We start from the raw sequence: 21,368 nt of genomic DNA, 5'->3' as shown, positions 1-21,368 counted from the left end.
ATAAATGATTAGTGATTAATGATAAGTGATAAGTGATTAGCAGGCTGCGCACTCACAGCGCATGCCACTAATCACTAATCATTAATCACTAATCACTATTTTAGAAGGAAAGACCGACGCGAAAACCGAAGTTGTTCAGTTTGTCAACGCTATAAGTCAATACCTTATCAGCTTTGTTTGTTCCGTAACTATAATACAGTGCAAGGTGTAAGCCCGGACCGTAAGCCCATGGGTAAACGTTTAATCCGACTTCCGGTGAAACGTAGAATCCCCAGTTTTCATCTCTGGATTCAAAGACATTATAGTTAGAACGTACTTTTGCATATTCAGTACCCAGTTTTACACCAACGTAAGGTTGCCATGCTCCGCCACGGTTGAACTGATAACGTGCAGCAGCACCAAAAGGCATCTGGAAAATAGTATGTTGCTGATCGCTGGTCATACTACCACCGTTTACCGGGAAAGTTTCGCGACCTACATATTCATGGTTGCTATGATAGTTGAGGAAGAGTCCGAGACCTAAATTGGGAGTTACAAAATAACCACCTTCAAAGTTCATACCCCAACCGCTGGCATCATCGGCAAATCCATTGCTCAATGGCACATTGAACTGCCAGTCGATATTAGCGTATCCATTATCTGATAATTGTGCCTTTGCCGGCATGGCAAAGACGAGAGCCAAAGCTGCTATAGCCAGCACTCTCAATGAAATATATTTTATTGTCTTCATAACGGTTCTGATTATTTATTATTTGTTAGTAAGATAGGGTGATTGTGCAAATGCCTGGTTAACACCTTTTACGGCAAGTGCCTTGTTCATACTGCTGGAATATACCAGTCCGGTCATGTAACTTGTCCACAGAACAGGAATCTTTTCTTTCGGTCCTTCCGGTGCATTCAGATTTACAATCTCAGAAATGAACGAGTTGGTACTGTAGCTATAGTTTATAGCATACGGATAATACCATCCGCCACCCCAGTTACCCCAGTAGCCTGAGCCCCAGTATCCTGGATATCCCCACCACCATTCTGGTTGTCCGTAATCGGTGAAGAAATAGGTACTCTTAATATAACTTACCTGTACACCCAGGTCAGCATCTTCTTTAGAAGCAGCCATCGTGTAGCCTCTGTTATCCATATTGCTCTTATAAGCAGCAAGAATTTCTTGTGCAGCTTCACCTTCCAGATATTCTGGTTCTTCTTTGTCGCTGATTACAAGAATTTTGTCCGGCAAATAGTAAGTGGTGAACTCTTTGAAGTTAGCCTTCTTGTCGTAGTTGGTATACACCAAATAATCATTGTCCAATTTGTCCATGTCAGGGTCTTTTTCGCAAGCAGCGAATGCAAAGACCGCTAATAAAATAGGAATTAATCTCTTCATATCTTTTATAATGTTTAGGTTAAATAAAAAAATCCTGCCCTGGTACCTTAGGCTTTTGATAGAAACAACAACTTCTTTTATAAAAGGTTCGCAAAGGTGAATGTTAAAATGTTAAAGTATGGGCCGACTTTTTTGTTAGAGGGGCTATCTTTGTACGAAATTAAAAACTGAATACATATGAGACCGTTACCCCGCTGCTACGCAGCACTTTTGGCTTTCTTACTTTTTGTCCTGTCCACCCATTTATCGGCACAGACAGAGTTACAAAGAAAAGTAGAAAACATAACTTCCGTGGATAGTGTGAAGCCATTGGAAACTACTGAATTTGTTGAAAAATATGTTGCGTATTTCTCACAACCACTGGATCATCGTCGTCCCGAAAAAGGTTCGTTCGATCAACGTGTCATTGTGGCACATGTCGGGTTTGATCGTCCAACGGTGATTGTTACCGAAGGTTATGGTGCTGCTTATGCGTTGCGTCCGGGGTATCGTGAGGAGTTATCACGGCTGTTCAATGCCAATATGATATTTGTGGAACACCGCTATTTTCTGGAGTCTACCCCGCAACCTCGGGACTGGAAATATCTGACTGCTGAGAACTCTGCAGAAGATTTGCATGCAGTGACTACCGCTTTTAAAACGTTGTATCCAGGGAAGTGGATAAGTACCGGTATCAGCAAAGGCGGACAGACATCTTTATTATATCGTGCATTCTTCCCCGATGATGTAGACGTTTCGGTACCCTATGTCGCTCCGCTTTGTTATGGGGTGGAAGACGGAAGGCATGAACCGTTTTTACGGCAGGTATCTACGGCAGAAGAGAGAAAGACGATAGAAGACTTCCAGTTGGAAGTGTTGAAACGTAAAAGTACGTTACTGCCTCGTTTTGAGAAGTATTGTGCTGAAAAGAAATATGTATTCCGTGCACCGTTGGAGGAGATTTATGATTATTGTGTGCTCGAATATTCCTTTGCGTTGTGGCAGTGGGGGACAGAAGTGAGTACTATTCCTTCCGTAACGGCTACGGACGATGAGGTATTCCGGCATTTTCTGGAGATCAGTGAACCTTCTTATTTCACAAAGGACAGTCCTAACGTATCCTTCTTTGTGCAGGCTGCACGTGAATTGGGCTATTATGGCTATGATATAAAGCCGTTTGAGAAATATCTTTCTATCAAAAGCAGTAAGAACTATCTGCACCGGTTGATGCTTCCGGAGGAATTGGGAGACATGAAATTTGATAAGCGGCTGGGACGGAAGATTGTGAAGTTCTTGAAGCAGAATGATCCGAAGATGATATTTATCTATGGTCAGAATGACCCATGGACGGCAGCCGGTGTCACCTGGCTGAAAGGGAAAAAGAATATCCATGTATTTGTGCAGCCCGGGGGAAGCCACCTGGCACGTATCAGTACATTACCCGAAGCGATGAGGGTTCGGGCGATGGCGCAGATAGAGGAGGGGATTAGTGAGTAGTGATTAGCGGTTTAGTGATTAGTGATTAGTGGGCTGTGCTTATTTAGTTGACAGTTGACAGTTGACAATTGACAGTTGACTATGCAGAATGATAGCGCAGCCTACTAATCACTACTCACTATTCACTAATCACTCCCCTCAGCCTCTCCGGCACCTCTACCTTTTCAAGGTTGAGTTCTTTCAGCCGTTCTTTCCCTTCCGGGGTCAGGCTGAAATACATTTGCCTTTTGTCAGTCTTTCCTAAGGCTCTTTTTATCAATCCCTTCTCTTCCACTGCTCTGATAACTTTGGATGTGTGTGAAGCAGCCATACCTGTACGGGCAGAGAGGGCAGTAGAAGTCATTTCTTCCTTTACCTCCTGCAAGGCACATAGTATCATCGCTTCATTGAGCGACAGGTCATATTCTTTCTCAAATTGCGCTTCAAACTCCGCTAAAGCTTTATAAAGATCGCGCATCATGCATATTGTTTTCATACTCTTATGTTCTTACTTATATAAACAAGTTGATGTTAGCATTGTCTGCACGCTCCATGTAGGTGGCTACGCCGCCAATTGTAACTTCATCCAGCAATTCTTCTTTCTTCACGCCCATTACATCCATTGACATCTGGCAGGCAATAAACTCCACACCATTTTCCAATGCCTGACGACGAAGAGATTCCAGCGAGTCGATACCTTTACTGTGCATAATGTAGCGCATCATTTTGCCGCCTATACCACCCATGCTCATTTTAGACAATTTCAGCTTCAGGGAACTCGAAGGCAGCATCATGCCAAACATCTTTCCGAAGATATCTTTTTCTACTTTAGGCTTGCTGAGACGCTTGATAACATTCAGTCCCCAGAAAGTGAAGAATATAGTTACCTTCTGTCCTGTTGCTGCCGCACCGTTCGCCAGTACAAAGGTAGCCAATGCCTTGTCAAGATCGTCACTGAACATGATAAATGTTTTCCCTTTACCTTCACAGGATGTCACCATGCTACAAGCTTTGGGCTCTTCTTTCTCGATAACGATGATTGATTTTCCGGCAGCACTCTCTTTGGATATCAGCTTGTTTCCGGTGGAGTTGCACCAGGCGGCTGCATCGCGGGCAAAGCCGGGATCAGTGGAGGTTACTTGTACCCGCTCGCCCGGTACAAGCGTATCCATTGTCTTTTTCATTTTCAGAATAGGACCGGGGCATTGCATACCACAGGCATCTACCTGAACGGTACGCGAAGGAGCGGCTGGTTCTTCCTGAATGGACACGGGTGTTGCACTCTCTTCCATACTGGCAGGAGTATCATACCCCTCATTCCTGATAATCGGGGCAGTGGCCGCCTTGTATATTTTCAATCCGCCGGACAGATTGCGGACTTTATCGTATCCGTGTTGAACGAGTATACGATAGGCAAGATAGCCTCTCAGCCCTACAGCGCAGAACACATAGACCGGCTTATCTTTGGGTATTTCATCCATGCGGTCGCGTATCTCGTCTAGTGGGATGTTGATAGCTCCCGGCAATGAACCCAGAGAGAATTCATCTGGTGTACGTACATCCAGCAGAAACTCATGTTCCAGGCGAATGTCACGCAGGTCACGCCAGTAAACCGGTTTTACGGTTCCTGTCAGGATATCTTCTGCAACGTAACCGGCAATGGCTACCGGGTCTTTGGCGGATGAGAAAGGAGGAGCATAGGCCTGTTCCAGTTTCATCAGGTCGTAGATGGTGCCTTGATGCTTGATGACCAGGGCAAATTCATCGATGCGTTTGTCCACTCCGTCATAACCCACAATCTGTGCACCGTATAGTTTTCCTGTTTCCTTATCGAATGTAATCTTAATACTCATCTGCGTAGCGTCCGGATAATAACTTGCATGCGAAGACGAGTGGGTAGTAGAGGAAGCATAGGCTATTTCAGCTTGCCTCAACCGTTTGCCCGGTAAGCCGGTAGTGGCTACGGTCAGATCGAAAACTTTGGCGATAGAAGTGCCGATAGCACCCTCATAACTGATTTTGGCTCCTAATATATTGTCAGCAACAATGCGTCCCTGTCTGTTGGCAGGACCGGCGAGATAGTTCAACCAGGGTTTCCCGGTTATCGGGTGGCGATATTCAATGGCATCTCCGATCGCATAAATCGATTCGTCCGAAGTTTGCAGGTAGTCATTGACCGAGATACCTCCGGCTTCTCCGATAGTCAGTCCGGCAGCACGTGCCAGTGTTGTTTCCGGGCGTACCCCGATGGAGAGTATTACAATATCTGCGGGTATGGACTGTCCGTCTTTGAAAACAACCTTTATCTCTCTGCCTGCCTTCTCAAAAGAAGCTACTGCCTGTTCCAGATACAAGTTTACCCCTTTATCCATCAGGTGTTGATGTACGAGTGATGCCATAGAGAAGTCTATGGGAGTCATCACCTGGTTGGCCATTTCTACAATAGATACTTTGGCTCCCAGTGCATGCAGGTTTTCTGCCATTTCCAGTCCGATGAATCCGGCACCGATTACTACGGCTCTCCGGGGAGCATGCTGGTTGGCATACTCTTTTATCCGGTCCGTATCTTTCACATTGCGTAGCGTGAAAATTCCCTCAGAGTCAATGCCCGGCAATGGAGGTTTAACGGGAGTAGCTCCGGTAGAGATTAATAGTTTGTCGTAACTCTCTTCGTACGTGTCTTCACTACTGAGGCGCACGGTTACGGTCTTTCTTTTCCGGTCAATGAAAATGACCTCGTTCTCTGTACGTACGTCTACACGAAAACGTACGGAAAAAGCCTCCGGGGTTTGCACAAAGAGTTTCTCCCGTTCGGCGATTACCCCTCCTATATAATAGGGTAGTCCACAGTTGGCATAGGATATGTACTTTCCTTTTTCAAGGAGAATAATCTCTGCTGTCTCGTCCATTCTTCTGATTCGGGCAGCAGTGGTTGCTCCTCCTGCTACGCCTCCGATGATAATAATCTTCATGTTTCTTTTTCTTGTAAATAGTTTCCTTTGGAAATAATAACGCAAAAGAAATAGATAAAGTTCACCGATGGTTGGAAAAAAAGTCTATTTTGCGTATCCGGGAGCGAATAATGCATCATTGAGGGCTTGCAGGGCTTTCTGTTTATCAACGGCTTTCACTACTACAGATACATCGTTGTTGGTACTGCCGTATGAAATCATACGCAATGGAATATCTTTCAGGGCTTCCATGATCCGTGCTTCAAACCCGGTGAACTGCCATTTCATATTACCTACGACAGAAACAATCGACATGTGATCTTCCAGGTACGCTGTGGCATACGCTGACAGTTCACGAATGATGTGCGTGAGAGCCTCATTGGTGTCGGTGGCGATGGAAATAGCGGTATTGGAGGAAGTGAGCAGGCAGAGCGGAGTTCTGTATTTGGCAAAAGTACTGAATACTTTGCTGATGAACAGGTATGGGCGCAGCAGGTTGTTTGATTCGAATTTGATATGAAAAACAGAGTCTTTGGCGGCAATGGCTTTAATGATATTATCGTCTTGTGCTTTTGATATAAGCGTGCCTTCTGCCTGTGGCTCCATGGCGTTGAGAAGACGTACCGGTATATTCTTCTCCCGGGCCGGAGCGATACAAAAAGGATGGAGTATTTTTGCTCCGAAATAAGCCAGGCGTTCTGCTTCTTCAAAACTCAGTTTCTTCACAGGCGTGGTGTTTTTTATGATGCGCGGGTCGTTGTTGTGCATGCCGTCAATGTCTGTCCATATCTGAATTTCTTCGGCGTTGATAGCTGCCCCGATAAGCGAAGCGGTATAGTCACTGCCACCTCGTTTCAGGTTATCCGTCTCATTATAAGCATTCTTGCAGATAAATCCCTGGGTGATGAAGAGTGAAATACCCTTATTATGCTGTAGTGCCTCTTGCAAATGCTGGCTGATATATTCAAGATCGGGTTCTCCTTCAGGTCCCGTACGCATAAAGTCGAAGGCAGAAAGGAGTACATTGTGCCGCTTCTGCTCTTTGAGGTAGAAACTCATCAGTGCAGTGCTGATAAGTTCGCCTTGTGCTACAATTTCTTTCTCGTCGGCAGAGGTGAATGTATCCCGGATAGACTTCCAGAGTCTGCGGAATCGGTCCAGGATATAATCTATGGCTTCCTGCTTGATGCAATCATCCTCCAACAGTTCGTTGGCGAAATCTATAAACTTGAATTCAAGTCTGGTTATTTCGTCGTGTGCTTCGTCTATTTCGCGGTTGAATAGGTGGGAAGCTATCTCCTCCAGATGATTGGTTGTACCGGCGGTTGCCGATAGTACAACGATCTTAGGGTCATTATCACTGATCAGGTTGGCCACATTTTTCATTCTTTCTACAGAACCGATAGAGGTTCCACCAAATTTACAGACTTTCATTGTTTTTGTTTTTAAGTGATTGTATTATTAGTTATACGTTTGGGAAGTACCATTTCATTTCAGTTCGTTTTTATCAAAATGAAAGGGGAGCGGAAGGTTCCGGTTTCGGGAGTTATATCCTCCAAATGCCTTTACAAGTGCTTCGGAGCTATTTGTAAGTCTTTCTCCACTCTGCTTCTCACATATAAAAAATCAAATGGCATACCAAAATCTTTGGCAGTCTGTTGAAAAGCTGTATATTTGCGCACCCTGTTTTTACCGCTCTTATGAAATCATGAGTAAGATTCTTATTATCGATGATGAAACCCAGATTCGTAGCCTGTTGGCGCGAATGATGGAATTAGAAGGTTATGAAGTGTGCCAGGCCGGAGACTGCAAATCGGCTTTAAAGCAACTGGAACTTCACTCCCCCGATGTAGCTTTGTGTGATGTATTTCTTCCCGATGGGAATGGTGTGGACTTGGTAGTAGCTATTAAAAAGGCGGCTCCCAATACGGAGGTAATCCTGTTGACTGCTCATGGAAATATCCCGGATGGCGTACAGGCCATCAAAAATGGGGCATTCGATTATATCACCAAAGGAGATGATAACAATAAGATTATCCCTCTTATCAGCAGGGCTGTGGAGAAAGCACGCATGAATGTTCGCCTTGAAAAACTGGAAAAGAAGGTGGGACAGATGTACTCCTTCGAGTCTATTCTGGGTGAATCGAAACCGTTGAAAGAGGCTGTACAGTTGGCCCGGAAGGTTTCTGTGACTGATGTGCCGGTATTGTTGACCGGAGAAACAGGAACAGGCAAAGAAGTTTTTGCACAAGCTATACATTATAACAGTAAGCGGGGCAAGCAGAACTTCGTGGCCGTCAATTGTTCTTCGTTCAGCAAAGACTTGCTGGAAAGTGAAATGTTTGGTCATAGGGCCGGATCATTCACCGGGGCATTGAAAGATAAGAAGGGGCTTTTTGAAGAGGCAAACAACGGAACTATTTTTTTGGATGAAATGGGGGAGATGGCTTTTGAATTACAGGCCAAGTTACTCCGTATTCTCGAAACCGGCGAATATATAAAGATTGGTGATACGAAACCCACCCGGGTGAATGTCCGGATCATTGCTGCCACTAACCGGAATTTACCGGAGGAAATTGCTGCCGGACGTTTTCGGGAAGATTTATTCTATCGTCTTTCGGTTTTCCAGGTACACTTGCCATCCCTTCGCGAAAGAGCGGGAGATATCAGGATTCTTGCTGAGGCTTTTGTGCGTAGTTTCTCCGAAAAGCTCTCCCATCCGGTGACCGGGATGTCTCCGGCATATCTTGCAGCACTCTGCCAGCAAATGTGGAAGGGAAATATACGCGAACTGCGTAACGTGATAGAGCGTAGCCTCATTGTATGTGATGGAGAGTGCCTGGAGGTATGCGACCTTCCGCTGGAAATACAGAATTGTCATTATGAGCAGTCTGACGAGGCTGTACCGGGGAGTTTTGAATTATCTGCCATGGAGCGCAGGCATATTGCCCGTGTGTTGGAGTATACCAAAGGGAACAAAACAGAAGCGGCGCGTCTGCTTAAAATAGGACTTACCACGTTGTATCGTAAAATCGAGGAATATAAACTATAATAGTGTGGCAATATGCTAATGTGCCAATAGGACTGCGTTGGCATGGCATATTACTCTCACCTTCCTTCGTGTGTTTACTCACCGGGATACTTTCCTTATCTCGTAGAGGAGTGTTGTTTTTCTCACCGGAGAACGTTGTTTTACATGTACATGTATCGCAGCACGACATGCACATGTGGAGCAGCACGACATGCACATGTCGTACAGCTTTACATGTACATGTAAAACAACGCTCCTCTACGAGCTTCGATAGGTTTGTTTACGACATCCCTGACGAACCCTTTAATGGAACAACGCTTTCCATTCTTTCAAAACAGTGCAATCCTTTTCAAAATGGAAGGGTAGCGCTGTTTCTTCTTTTAAATGCTTTGTGATGTAATCTGTTGATACTTATTGTTTTATTACTTTCTTTCCGCTTTTGGCACGCAATTGGCACACAGTAAATCAGGTAAAAATAATTAGTAACAATTAAAACAAGGTAAAAACATGGGAATTACAGTATCATTTATTTTCTGCCTCTTGAGCGGCTTTGCCTGCTTCTGGCTCTTTTGGAAATGTGTGGATTGGTTTGAGAAGATTTAAAGAAAGGGAGAATTAGATTTATGTATACAATACTATTTGTGATAGGTATCGCAATCTTCGGTTATCTGATGTACGTACTCATCAAACCGGAAAAATTTTAATGAAGCAATGAATACAGAAATTTTAGGTGTAGTTTTACAGGTGATCCTGATGGTGGTACTTGCCTATCCGTTAGGAAAGTACATCGCTAAGGTTTATAAAGGAGAGAAGACCTGGTCGGACTTCATGGCTCCTGTTGAGAGAATAATTTATAAAGTATGCGGCATCCGTCCGCAGGAAGAGATGAACTGGAAACAATTCCTCAAATCATTATTGATTCTGAATGCATTCTGGTTCTTCTGGGGAATGGTGCTTTTGATTTCTCAGGGGTGGCTTCCTTTAAATCCCGATGGGAACGGGCCGCAAACACCCGATCAGGCATTCAATACCTGTATTAGTTTTATGGTCAACTGCAACTTGCAGCACTATAGCGGCGAAAGCGGGCTGACTTACTTTACGCAGTTGTTCGTAATTATGCTCTTCCAGTTTATAACTGCTGCAACCGGTATGGCTGCTATGGCGGGCATGATGAAGGCGATGGCTGCTAAAACCACGAAAACAATTGGTAATTTCTGGCAACTGTTGGTAGTGAGTTGTACACGTATCCTGTTGCCGCTTTCATTGATTGTGGGCTTTATCCTTATCTTACAGGGTACGCCGATGGGATTTGACGGTAAGATGAAAGTAACCACGCTGGAAGGACAGGAGCAAATGGTTTCGCAAGGGCCTACGGCAGCTATCGTACCGATCAAACAACTGGGTACGAATGGGGGAGGGTATTTTGGAGTCAACTCTTCACATCCCCTGGAGAATCCTACTTTCCTGAGCAATGTGGTAGAATGCTGGTCTATCCTGATTATTCCTATGGCAATGGTCTTTGCCTTCGGATTCTACATTAAACGTAAGAAACTGGCATATAGCATATTTGGAGTTATGTTGGCAGCCTATCTGGTAGGAGTCTTTATCAACGTAAGCCAGGAAATGGGTGGTAATCCGCGTATCGACGAAATGGGAATTGCCCAGTCCGGTGGAGCTATGGAAGGAAAAGAAGTACGTATCGGCTCAGCCTCCGGTGCTCTGTGGAGCGTGACAACTACGGTGACTTCCAACGGATCGGTAAATAGTATGCACGACTCTACTATGCCGCTTAGTGGGTTGATCGAGATGCTGAACATGCAGATAAACACTTGGTTTGGTGGTGTTGGTGTGGGATGGATGAACTATTACACCTTTATCATAATAGCTGTATTTATCAGCGGATTAATGGTGGGACGTACACCGGAATTTCTGGGAAAGAAGGTAGAGGCCCGTGAAATGAAAATAGCTACCATTGTGGCACTACTCCATCCGTTTGTGATTCTTGTTGGTACAGCTCTGTCCAGCTATCTATATGCACATCATCCGGATTTTGTGGCGAGTGAAGGAGGCTGGCTCAATAACCCCAGTTTCCATGGGCTGAGCGAACAACTTTATGAGTTTACCTCTTCGGCTGCCAACAACGGTTCCGGTTTTGAAGGCTTGGGTGATAATACTTATTTCTGGAACTATTCCTGCGGTATTGTACTTATTCTCAGTCGCTTCATTCCTATCATCGGGCAAGTAGCTATTGCAGGTTTGCTGGCTCAGAAGAAGTTTATCCCCGAGAGCGCCGGCACATTGAAAACAGATACAGCAACTTTCGGCGTCATGACGTTTGCAGTTATTTTTATCGTCGCTGCTTTGTCATTCTTCCCGGTACACGCCTTGAGTACGATTGCTGAACATTTTAGTCTATAAGTAAAGAGTATGAAAAAGAATAAATCGGCTTCTTTATTTCAAAAGGAGCAAGTCATAGAGAGTTTAAAGCAATCATTCGTGAAGTTGAATCCACGAACGATGATGATGAATCCGATTATGTTTACAGTGGAGATAGTAACGGTTATTATGCTGGTGGTTACCATCCTCTCCCTAAACAGAGATCATTACGGTTCATTCGGATACAATCTGCTGGTATTCGTTATTCTGTTTGCCACTTTGCTGTTTGCCAATTTTGCCGAGGCCATTGCCGAAGCACGGGGCAAAGCACAGGCAGATAGTTTGCGTAAGACGCGCGAAGAGACTCCTGCAAAATTGATGACAGGTGATAAACTTCAGACCGTGAGCAGTTCAAAGCTAAAGAAAGGAGATATCTTTGTTTGTGAAGCCGGAGATACGATTCCTGCCGACGGTGAGATAATTGAAGGATTAGCTTCCATCGACGAGAGTGCTATAACGGGAGAGTCAGCACCCGTTATCAGAGAAGCCGGAGGAGACAAAAGCTCGGTGACGGGTGGAACGAAGGTACTCTCGGATAACATTAAAGTATTGGTGACTCAGCAACCGGGTGAGAGTTTTCTTGATAAGATGATTGCCCTCGTAGAAGGTGCCAGCCGAAAGAAAACACCGAATGAAATTGCCCTGACTATCTTGCTGGCAGGTTTTACGCTGGTATTCGTGATTGTTTGTATCACGCTGATTCCTTTTGCCGATTATACTAACATTGATCATCCGGGTACAACCATTTCTATTGCTGCCATTCTTTCACTGTTTGTCTGCCTCATTCCGACCACTATCGGAGGATTACTTTCTGCCATTGGCATTGCCGGTATGGACCGTGCGTTGCGTGCCAACGTAATTACTAAATCCGGTAAAGCCGTTGAGACAGCCGGAGACATTGATACGCTGCTATTGGATAAAACAGGTACGATAACCATTGGTAACCGTAAAGCGACCAAATTCCATACGGCACCGGGAGTAGACGAACGTAGTTTTGTAGAAGCCTGCCTGCTGGCCTCTCTGTCCGATGAAACTCCCGAAGGTAAATCGATTGTAGAATTGGGACGTGAGTCGGGGATGCGAATGCGGAACCTGAACACAACCGGCGCGCGCATGATTAAGTTTACTGCCGAAACGAAATGTTCGGGCGTTGATCTGTCCGATGGTACCCAGATTCGCAAAGGGGCATTTGACGCTATCCGCCGGATTGTAGAAAAGGCCGGGAACACCTTTCCAAAGGAAGTGGAAGAGACTATTGCAGCTATTTCCGGCAATGGGGGTACACCGCTGGTGGTATGCGTCAATCAGCAGGTTACCGGGGTGATAGAGTTGCAGGACATCATCAAACCGGGCATTCAGGAGCGTTTTGAACGCCTGCGTAAGATGGGAGTGAAAACCGTTATGGTGACCGGAGATAATCCGCTGACTGCCAAATATATTGCAGAAAAGGCGGGAGTAGACGATTTCATAGCCGAAGCCAAACCGGAGGATAAAATGGAATACATCCGGAGAGAACAGGAAGCCGGCAAACTGGTGGCGATGATGGGCGACGGAACGAATGATGCTCCTGCACTGGCACAAGCCAATGTGGGCGTAGCAATGAATAGTGGCACACAGGCAGCCAAAGAAGCCGGTAATATGGTAGACCTTGACAATGATCCTACCAAGCTGATTGAGATTGTGGAGATCGGTAAACAGCTACTGATGACACGCGGTACACTGACCACATTCTCGATAGCCAACGACGTAGCCAAATACTTTGCAATTGTACCTGCTTTGTTTATGGTGGCTATCCCCGAGTTGGCAGCGCTCAATATCATGGGCTTGCATAGTCCGGAGAGTGCTATTCTGTCGGCTGTAATTTTCAATGCTATCATTATTCCGATCCTGATTCCACTTGCTTTGAAGGGAGTACAGTACAAACCGATAGGTGCCAGTGCACTGCTTCGCCGTAATCTGCTGATATACGGATTGGGAGGGGTAATTGTACCTTTCATCGGGATTAAGTTGATCGATTTGGTAGTAAGTTTATTCTTTTAAATAATATGACGATGAAAACTTTATTGAAATCATTTAAAATAACGCTTGCGTTCTGCGTATTCTTTGCAGTGTTTTATGTCCTTATTCTTTGGCTTTTTGCACAGGTGGCAGGACCGAATAAAGGAAATGCCGAAGTGGCAACATTGGATGGTAAGGTGGTCGGTGCTGCCAATGTGGGGCAGAATTTCACAAAAGATATTTATTTCTGGGGTCGTCCTTCCTGTGCCGGAGATGGCTATGACGCTACGAGTTCTTCCGGTAGTAACAAAGGGCCTACGAATCCCGAATATCTGGCAGAACTGGAAGCCCGCATTGATACCTTCCTCGTTCATCATCCCTACTTGAACCGTAGTGAGGTTCCTGCCGAGATGGTAACTGCCAGTGGATCGGGACTCGATCCGGATATCACCCCTACTTGTGCTTATGTACAGGTGAAAAGAGTGGCACAGGCACGTGGGATGCATGAGGAACAGGTAAAAGAGATTGTCGACAAAACGATAGAAAAGCCCTTATTAGGACTTTTTGGAACAGAGAAAGTGAATGTATTGAAACTGAACATTGCTTTGGAAAAAGCAAAATAAACATTGTAGTATATGAAGGTTTTTAGTAAGAAAGTATTTTTAGGTTCATTGGTAGCTGTAGTTGGTTGCTTAATGGCAACCACCAACACACAGGCACAGGAATTTACCGTACAGGGCGACTTAGTCAGTTCATATGTATGGCGTGGAATGTATCAGACCGGAGCCAGTATCCAGCCAACCTTAGGCTTTACTATCGGTGGCTTTTCATTGACGGCCTGGGGATCAACCGATTTCGATGGTTGTCAGGCCTCAGAAGGAAGAGCGAATAAAGAAATAGACCTGACCGCTGCTTATGCTTTTGGAAGTACAGGACTGACCCTTTCAGTGGCAGACCTTTGGTGGCCCGGGCAAGGGACGGGTAATTATTTTAAATTCAAAAGCCATGAAACAGCACATCACTTTGAAGCAGGATTGGCTTATACGCTGCCGGTTGAAAAGTTTCCGCTTTCAATTGCCTGGTACACGATGTTTGCCGGACAGGATAAAAAGGAGAATGACCGGGGAGAAATGAAACAGAATTATTCCTCTTATATGGAACTCAACTATCCGTTCAGTGTGAAGACAGTAGATCTGAATGTAACGTGTGGCATTGTTCCCTACACTGCTCCTCAGTACAATTGCAATGGTTTTGCAGTGACCAATATTGCTTTGAAAGGAACAACTGCCATCCGGTTTAGTGATCGGTTTTCCCTGCCGGTTTTTGCACAAGCCATCTGGAATCCACGTATGGAAGATGCCCATTTGGTTTTCGGCATTACTTTAAAACCTTAACTAAACTCTGGCATAACTAATTAGTATCTTGAGGATGTGTAAAAAGTAAAACTCGTTATTATTAAAACGCAAATTAACGCAAAGATTAAATTAAATCTGCGATAATTTGCGTTAATCCGCGTTATTGAATTGCAGCTTGATAGCTTTTTTAGACTTTTGACACAGCTTTATGGGGTTGAAAAATAGATATATAGAAGTATGGATAGAGAAGAGAGTGTACAGCATTTCCTGGATCTGATAAAGAAGTCACGCCGGGGAAAATTTAAAGTCTATATCGGGATGATTGCCGGTGTAGGTAAGAGCTATCGTATGCTTCAGGAAGCACATGATTTACTCGATAACGGGGTAGATGTGCAGATAGGATACATCGAAACACATGGGCGTGCCGGGACAGAGGCACTCATAGAGGGCTTGCCGCTGATTCCGCGGCGGAAGATTTTTTATAAAGGGAAAGAACTGGAAGAGATGGACCTTGAAACCATCATCCGTATCCACCCGGAAATCGTGATTGTAGATGAGTTGGCACATACCAATGTTGAAGGTAGTTTGAACGAGAAACGTTGGCAGGATGTACTGACACTGCTTGATGAGGGCATTAATGTAATCTCTGCCATCAACATTCAGCATATCGAGAGTGTAAACGAAGAAGTGCAGGACATTTGCGGCATCGAAATAAAAGAACGTGTTCCCGATAGTGTGTTACAAGAGGCAGATGAAGTGGTGAATATCGACCTTACCGCCGAGGAACTGATAACCCGTTTGAAAGCCGGAAAGATATATCGTCCGGATAAAATTCAGGTAGCTTTGAATAACTTCTTTAAAACGGAGAATATCCTTCAGTTACGCGAACTCGCTCTGAAAGAGGTAGCGTTGCGTGTAGAAAAAAAAGTAGAGAACGAAGTTGTAATGAGTATGGGTGTCCGGCATGAAAAGTTTATGGCTTGTATTAGCAGCCATGAAAAGACGCCCCGGCGTATTATCCGTAAAGCAGCCCGTCTGGCCACCCGTTACAATACCACCTTTGTTGCCCTTTATGTGCAGACGCCCCGTGAGAGTATGGACCGGATAGATCTTGCCAGCCAACGTCATTTATTAAATCATTTTAAATTGGTAGCTGAGTTGGGGGGAGAAGTTGTTCAGGTACAGTCGAAGGATGTACTTGGAAGCATTGTCCGGACGTGTCGTGAGAGGCAGATAACAACTATCTGTATGGGAAGCCCCCGCTTACGTGTCTCGAATGCCCTTTGTGCAGTGTTCGCCTATAAAAAGTTTTTGGCAAATCTGGCACAAGCAAACGTAGATTTGATTATACTTGCAGTGGAATGAGTTTGTAAGTAAACTAAAGAACTCACGAACTCACAAACTAAAAAACTTCTTTAAATCATGAATATAAAAACGAAATTGCTTTTCGGAATCGGGATACTGGCCGGAATGATTATTTTATTGGTAACTCTATCTGTTGTCAACCTACAGCTACTGACTGCTACGGACCCCGACAGTCCTGCTGCACTGCCTGCCCTCGAACGGGCTTTATTATGGATCTCTGTTACAGGAGGTATTTGTGTACTCACAGGTCTGGTTCTGCTTTTTTGGTTACCGCGTTCCATTAGTAGACCTATTCTTGAGCTTAAACAAGGTATTCTTGAAATAGCCAATCATAACTACGAAAAGCGCCTTGATATGAAAAGCAGTGAAGAATTCAGGGAAGTTGCTGATAGTTTTAATCGTATGGCAGAACGTCTCACCGAGTATCGGGCCAGTACGCTTGCCGATATCCTTTCAGCCAAAAAGTTTCTGGAAGCCATTGTCAATAGTATCAATGAGCCTATTATCGGATTGAATACCGAGCGTGAAATTCTTTTCATCAACAACGAGGCACTGAATGTGCTCAATTTGAAAAGAGAAAACGTGATCCGCCAATCTGCCGAAGAGCTTTCTTTGAAGAATGACCTTCTCCGTCGCTTGATTCGCGAACTCGTTAGCCCCGGCGATAAGAAAGAACCATTGAAAATTTATGCAGATAATAAAGAGAGCTATTTCAAGGCTGCCTATATCCCTATCAACAATACCAATGCCGATAAAGACGAACCTCATAAGTTGGGCGATGTTATCCTTCTGAAGAATATCACCGAATTTAAAGAGCTGGATTCAGCTAAAACCACATTTATCTCTACCATTTCCCATGAGTTGAAGACTCCTATTTCTGCTATCATGATGAGCCTTCAACTACTGGAAGATAAACGTGTGGGTACGTTGAATGAAGAGCAGGAACAGCTGTCTAAGAGCATTAAAGACAGTAGCCAGCGCCTGTTGGAGATTACCGGCGAACTGCTGAATATGACTCAGGTAGAAGCCGGAAAACTCCAGATGATGCCTAAGATCACGAAGCCCATTGAACTGATTGAATATGCTATCAAGGCCAATCAGGTTCAGGCCGATAAGTTCAATATACAGATTGAAGTGGAATATCCGGAAGAGAAGATCGGCAAATTGTTTGTAGATAGTGAAAAAATAGCCTGGGTACTTACCAATCTGCTAAGTAATGCCATTCGTTATTCAAGAGAGAACGGACGTGTGGTTATTGGTGCTCAGCAAGAAGGTGACCAGATAGAGCTTTATGTACAGGATTTTGGTAAAGGTATCGATCCTCGTTATCATCAGAGCATTTTTGACCGCTATTTTCGTGTACCCGGCACTAAAGTGCAAGGCAGCGGCCTGGGACTCTCCATCTCTAAGGATTTCGTAGAAGCACATGGCGGCACGTTGACTGTAGAGAGTGAACTGGGTAAAGGTAGCCGGTTTGTTATTCGGTTGAAAGCATGATACAACTTGTTTCAATGCATTGAGAAAAATGTTTCAATGCATTGAAACTCTTTGAAATTTATACTATTCTATTCTGTTTGTTCTAACTTAAAAGGTTACATACTATTCAAAGATAAAAGACTCGTTCCTTAAGGTAACTCAGCTTAATATAACACATCTTTAATTCTATTTAGGAGTAATAGATCTATTTTCTGCTTTTGAAGATTTCTTGGTGGCTTAATTTAATAAAAGAATCCATATTTTTTTTTCAATTACTATTTAGTAGCTTTTAGTACTAAATTGTATTATATAATGAATAATGGACTTATGTATATTATAACAGTTGAAAAACATAAATAAATGTATTTAATACAGCTGAGAGGGTATTATTGCAAGATCTGTATATACAAATGAAGATAACTATTATTTTGTTAATTTTAAAAGAATGATAAATGAAAAAAAAATCAAAGGGCGAGATTAAATTCTTGCTATTACTCTTATTTCTAATTATCCCATTTTTTTTGAGTGCAACTGAGCAAAAAGAGATGAGAGTCAGTTTAGACTTTTCGAATGCTCCTCTAAGTCAGGTTTTGAATGAAATTGGTAGGCAGACCTCACTCCGTATTGTGTATAATACGAAAGATATTAACCCTGACAAAATTATTTCGGTAAAAGTTAACAAAGAGAGATTAGCTTCTGTTATGGTTAGTTTGCTGAAAAACACAAATACGGTTTATACAGTAAAAGATGACTATCTTGTTTTGTATTCTTCCAAGGATAAAAGTACTCCACAAATTGCTCTACAGCAAGATAAACGTTCTATAAAAGGTGCAATATCTGATGAGACAGGCGAACCTCTTATTGGTGTGAGTGTTAAAATACAAGGTACTACGATTGGTACTATTACAGATTTGAACGGTAATTATACGCTTGAAGTAACAGGCGATAAACCTATATTGGAATTCAGTTATATAGGTTACAAGACAATTACATTATCTGTAGCAGGGACTAAGTCTTTTAATGTAGTAATGAAAGAAGATTCGCAGCAATTAGGAGAAGTTGTTATTACTGCAATGGGTATCGAACGTAAATCCGAGTCTCTGACTTATGCAACTCAGCAAATTGGAGGTAAAGAGCTTACGCGTGCTAAGGATGTGAATTTTGTAAATTCGTTACAAGGGAAGAGCGCTGGTTTAACAATTACGCCTAATTCATCAGGAGCTGGTGGTGGTGCCTCCAAGATAACACTTCGTGGTCAAAGTTCTATTTTGGGTAATAACCAACCTCTAATCGTTTTAGATGGTATTCCGATGTCAAATGGAATGTCCAGTCAGTCTCAAGAAATTCTTATGGCTGCTTCTCGTGATGATGGTGACTTGCTTTCTACTATTAATCCGGATGATATTGCGAATATATCTATCTTGAAAGGGCCTAACGCTGCTGCGTTATATGGTAGTGCTGCTAATAACGGTGTTATTATTATCACTACTAAGAGCGGACGTGAAGGCAAGGTTAAAGTTGATTTTTCCAGTAATATAACTTTGGAGACACCACTGGTGTATCCGAAGCAACAAGATACATTTGCTCCGGAAATTGTTGGTAGTGAAGTACGTTATAATGCTTGGGGCAATAAACTATCGGATATAACAGATGATCAGTTGGCTATGTTTCCTTATTTGACAAAGAATCCAAGAAATAATGTAACTGATTTTTTTAATACAGGGCAGACTTATAATAACTCGATTTCATTGAATGGAGGAACAGAACATTCCAGCACTTATTTTTCTTATGGAAATACCGTACAGAAAGGTCTGATGGATAAGAATAAATTTGTGAGACATAATCTTCTCTTTAAACAAAGTTATAACTTGCTGAATGATAAATTGAAATTGGATTTATCTTTGAACTACATCACTCAGAAAACGATAAATCGTCCCGTTATAGGTAAAGCTAAAGGTGCGTTACCAGGATTGTATCTTACTCCTAATGCTATCGATTTACGATATTTTGATAAGAATAGAACGTATATTGCGGGTAAAGATGATCCGTTGGTGTATAATGAGGCTCTTAATCCAAATGAAGAAAATGATGTAGTGAATCCTAATTTAGCGGGAACTGCTGTGCAAAATTTCCCATGGGTAAATAATGCTTATATAAATAATCCTTATTTTATGTTAGATGCGATTTCCGATGAAGCTTTCCGTGATCGTATTATGGCTTCTTTTACTGCTAAATATCAGATTTTGGAAACCTTGTCGGCTCAGGGACGTGTAAGTTTGGATAAAACTCATGATGAAAATACAGTACTTGAATTAGCTACTATTCGTGTAGCTAAGAATCAAACATTGGGTGCTACTTATTGGGGGGCTAGAAGCTCTCATCGTGAAATTTATTCCGATTATTTATTGACTTATGCAGATAAGTTTAAAGACAAAATCACATTTAATGCAACAGCTGGTACCAGCTTCAAACGTATTAAGGATCATTCTATTTATATGACTAAAACAAATGATAATACATACGTTTCTCCTAATATACCTTATCCTATACCCGGAGCTTTAGGCTCTAATAAAGAGGGATATAAAGGCTCATTGTTGAGTGGTCAAGACTTAACTCCTACTACTAATTGGGAAACTGCAATTTTTGCAACAGCTCAGGTCGGATTTTGGGATAAGGGATATATTGATGTCAGTTTCCGTAATGATTGGGCAAAAGCGTTTCAGCAATTTGCAGATGCCGGTAAATATAAAAGTTTTCCTTACTATTCAGTCGGTGGTAATCTTTTGTTGAAAGAGTTGTTACCTTTTGAAATGCCTAAGGTGGATGCAATGAAATTGAGAGCATCCTATAGTGTAGTAGGTAACTCCATTCCGGCAGAATTTTATGCAGCACAATTTGTTAATCCTTTGACAGGTAATATAGGGGCAAGAAATCCGACTTTTGATAATCCGAAACCGGAAACAACACGTGCTTTTGAGGTAGGTTTGGACGCTACTTTATTTAGTAATAAATTGAATTTTGATGTAACTGTATATCAAAGTACCATGGAAAATCAATTTATGAGAATTACTACGGCTTCGGGACAGATAAAACCGATAAATTCAGGTAAAACAAGAAATCGTGGTATAGAGTTTACTGCCAGTTACAATGCTATTTCTACTAAGGATTTTAGATGGACTACCGGTGTGAATTTATCGTATAATGATAATAAAATATTGGAAACATATACAGCTTTGGATGGTACAACTGACGACTGTATTATGAGTGCGAGTGGGGTTGAGATTCAGACTAAATTTGTGAAAGGTGGTTCTTATGGAGATTTATATGGAAAAGGTTTTGTATATGATAATAATGGCAAAATTAAAATCCAGGATGGTAAACCCGTATTGACAAGTGAATATAATCGTTATCTTGGTAATTCTAATGCAAAATTTAATTTCGGATGGAATAATACTTTTAGTTATAAAGATTTCTCTCTCTATTTTTTACTTGATGGAAAGGTTGGTGGAAAAGTGATTTCACTAACTCAGGCAGAGATGGATTTTGCCGGTTTGTCTGAAAGAAGTGCGGAGGCACGTTTAGCAAACAATGGTATGGTAACTTTACCTGATGGCCAGCAAATTACAGCTCGTAACTATTATGAAACAGTTGGAGGAGCACATTTAGACTGTATCTATAATGGAACAAATGTGAGACTTCGTGAAATATCCTTAGGATACACATTCTATGATTTGTTAGGCTCTTCGAAGCATTTAACCCTGTCTTTGATAGCACGTAATGTTGGATTTTTGTATAAAGATTCTCCGGTCGACCCGGATATCTCCGCTACGGCTGCTAATGCTTTTGGTGGAGTGGATTCCTTTACACTACCAACAACTCGTAGTTTTGGATTAAATATAAAATTAACCTATTAATTGATA

The 21,368-nt window shown here is 42.8% G+C and carries 14 protein-coding genes and 2 pseudogenes; 10 read left to right on the top strand and 6 right to left on the bottom strand.

Annotated elements, in window-relative coordinates; translation table 11 throughout:
- Positions 1–100: 100 nt before the first annotated feature.
- Positions 101–730, bottom strand: a complete 630-nt coding sequence (locus VCM39_RS19220; protein WP_002559122.1) for a porin family protein — start codon at positions 728–730, stop codon at positions 101–103.
- A gap of 18 nt (positions 731–748) precedes the next feature.
- Positions 749–1,381 carry a DUF4136 domain-containing protein gene (locus VCM39_RS19215; protein ID WP_251235243.1) on the bottom strand — a complete coding sequence of 211 codons (633 nt, stop codon included), beginning with the start codon at positions 1,379–1,381 and terminating at the stop codon, positions 749–751.
- 177 nt (positions 1,382–1,558) lie between these two features.
- On the opposite strand from VCM39_RS19215, the gene VCM39_RS19210 reads away from it, so the two are divergent.
- Complete coding sequence (locus VCM39_RS19210; protein ID WP_322933626.1) at positions 1,559–2,857, top strand: S28 family serine protease; 1,299 nt, start codon at positions 1,559–1,561, stop codon at positions 2,855–2,857.
- Positions 2,858–2,975: 118 nt separating this feature from the next.
- Here the strand turns inward: VCM39_RS19210 and VCM39_RS19205 are convergent, their stop codons facing one another.
- The 4 genes and pseudogenes from VCM39_RS19205 to VCM39_RS19190 all read right to left on the bottom strand — a co-directional run bounded on the left by VCM39_RS19205 (position 2,976) and on the right by VCM39_RS19190 (position 7,221).
- A complete protein-coding gene (locus tag VCM39_RS19205) occupies positions 2,976–3,332 on the bottom strand; it encodes a MarR family winged helix-turn-helix transcriptional regulator (protein ID WP_289292776.1) in 357 nt (118 codons plus the stop codon).
- A 16-nt stretch (positions 3,333–3,348) separates the two neighbouring features.
- Positions 3,349–4,071, bottom strand: a pseudogene (locus tag VCM39_RS19200) (DsrE/DsrF/DrsH-like family protein); the annotation flags it as partial.
- 87 nt (positions 4,072–4,158) lie between these two features.
- A pseudogene (locus VCM39_RS19195) lies at positions 4,159–5,808 on the bottom strand (FAD-dependent oxidoreductase); the annotation flags it as partial.
- A gap of 84 nt (positions 5,809–5,892) precedes the next feature.
- A complete protein-coding gene (locus VCM39_RS19190) occupies positions 5,893–7,221 on the bottom strand; it encodes an aspartate kinase (RefSeq protein WP_221650319.1) in 1,329 nt (442 codons plus the stop codon).
- A 274-nt stretch (positions 7,222–7,495) separates the two neighbouring features.
- Between VCM39_RS19190 and VCM39_RS19185 the strand changes: the two genes are divergently transcribed.
- The 9 genes from VCM39_RS19185 to VCM39_RS19145 all read left to right on the top strand — a co-directional run bounded on the left by VCM39_RS19185 (position 7,496) and on the right by VCM39_RS19145 (position 21,362).
- Positions 7,496–8,839, top strand: coding sequence for a sigma-54-dependent transcriptional regulator (locus VCM39_RS19185; protein ID WP_221650343.1), 1,344 nt, complete (start codon positions 7,496–7,498; stop codon positions 8,837–8,839).
- A 602-nt stretch (positions 8,840–9,441) separates the two neighbouring features.
- A complete protein-coding gene (kdpF, locus tag VCM39_RS19180; protein WP_081504715.1) occupies positions 9,442–9,522 on the top strand; it encodes a K(+)-transporting ATPase subunit F in 81 nt (26 codons plus the stop codon).
- Positions 9,523–9,529: 7 nt separating this feature from the next.
- Positions 9,530–11,236 carry a potassium-transporting ATPase subunit KdpA gene (gene kdpA, locus VCM39_RS19175; protein ID WP_221650320.1) on the top strand — a complete coding sequence of 569 codons (1,707 nt, stop codon included), beginning with the start codon at positions 9,530–9,532 and terminating at the stop codon, positions 11,234–11,236.
- 9 nt (positions 11,237–11,245) lie between these two features.
- Positions 11,246–13,294 carry a potassium-transporting ATPase subunit KdpB gene (kdpB, locus tag VCM39_RS19170; protein ID WP_263666094.1) on the top strand — a complete coding sequence of 683 codons (2,049 nt, stop codon included), beginning with the start codon at positions 11,246–11,248 and terminating at the stop codon, positions 13,292–13,294.
- Positions 13,295–13,305: 11 nt separating this feature from the next.
- Positions 13,306–13,875, top strand: a complete 570-nt coding sequence (locus VCM39_RS19165) for a K(+)-transporting ATPase subunit C (protein WP_025866807.1) — start codon at positions 13,306–13,308, stop codon at positions 13,873–13,875.
- A 12-nt stretch (positions 13,876–13,887) separates the two neighbouring features.
- A complete protein-coding gene (locus tag VCM39_RS19160; RefSeq protein WP_322933628.1) occupies positions 13,888–14,646 on the top strand; it encodes a hypothetical protein in 759 nt (252 codons plus the stop codon).
- A 198-nt stretch (positions 14,647–14,844) separates the two neighbouring features.
- The gene (locus VCM39_RS19155; RefSeq protein WP_025866809.1) at positions 14,845–15,972 is read left to right on the top strand and encodes a sensor protein KdpD; all 1,128 of its coding nucleotides are present in this window, start codon (positions 14,845–14,847) and stop codon (positions 15,970–15,972) included.
- Between the two features lie 57 nt (positions 15,973–16,029).
- Positions 16,030–17,469, top strand: a complete 1,440-nt coding sequence (locus tag VCM39_RS19150; protein WP_025866810.1) for an ATP-binding protein — start codon at positions 16,030–16,032, stop codon at positions 17,467–17,469.
- A 524-nt stretch (positions 17,470–17,993) separates the two neighbouring features.
- Positions 17,994–21,362 (top strand): SusC/RagA family TonB-linked outer membrane protein, encoded by a 3,369-nt coding sequence (locus VCM39_RS19145; protein WP_322933629.1) that lies wholly within the window; start codon positions 17,994–17,996, stop codon positions 21,360–21,362.
- The last annotated feature ends 6 nt before the right edge of the window (positions 21,363–21,368 follow it).

The organism is Bacteroides mucinivorans (assembly GCF_034654355.2).
Lineage (GTDB): Bacteria > Bacteroidota > Bacteroidia > Bacteroidales > Bacteroidaceae > Bacteroides > Bacteroides nordii.
Note: the sequence above shows the minus strand (reverse complement) of the source record. Positions and strands in the feature narration are given on the sequence as shown.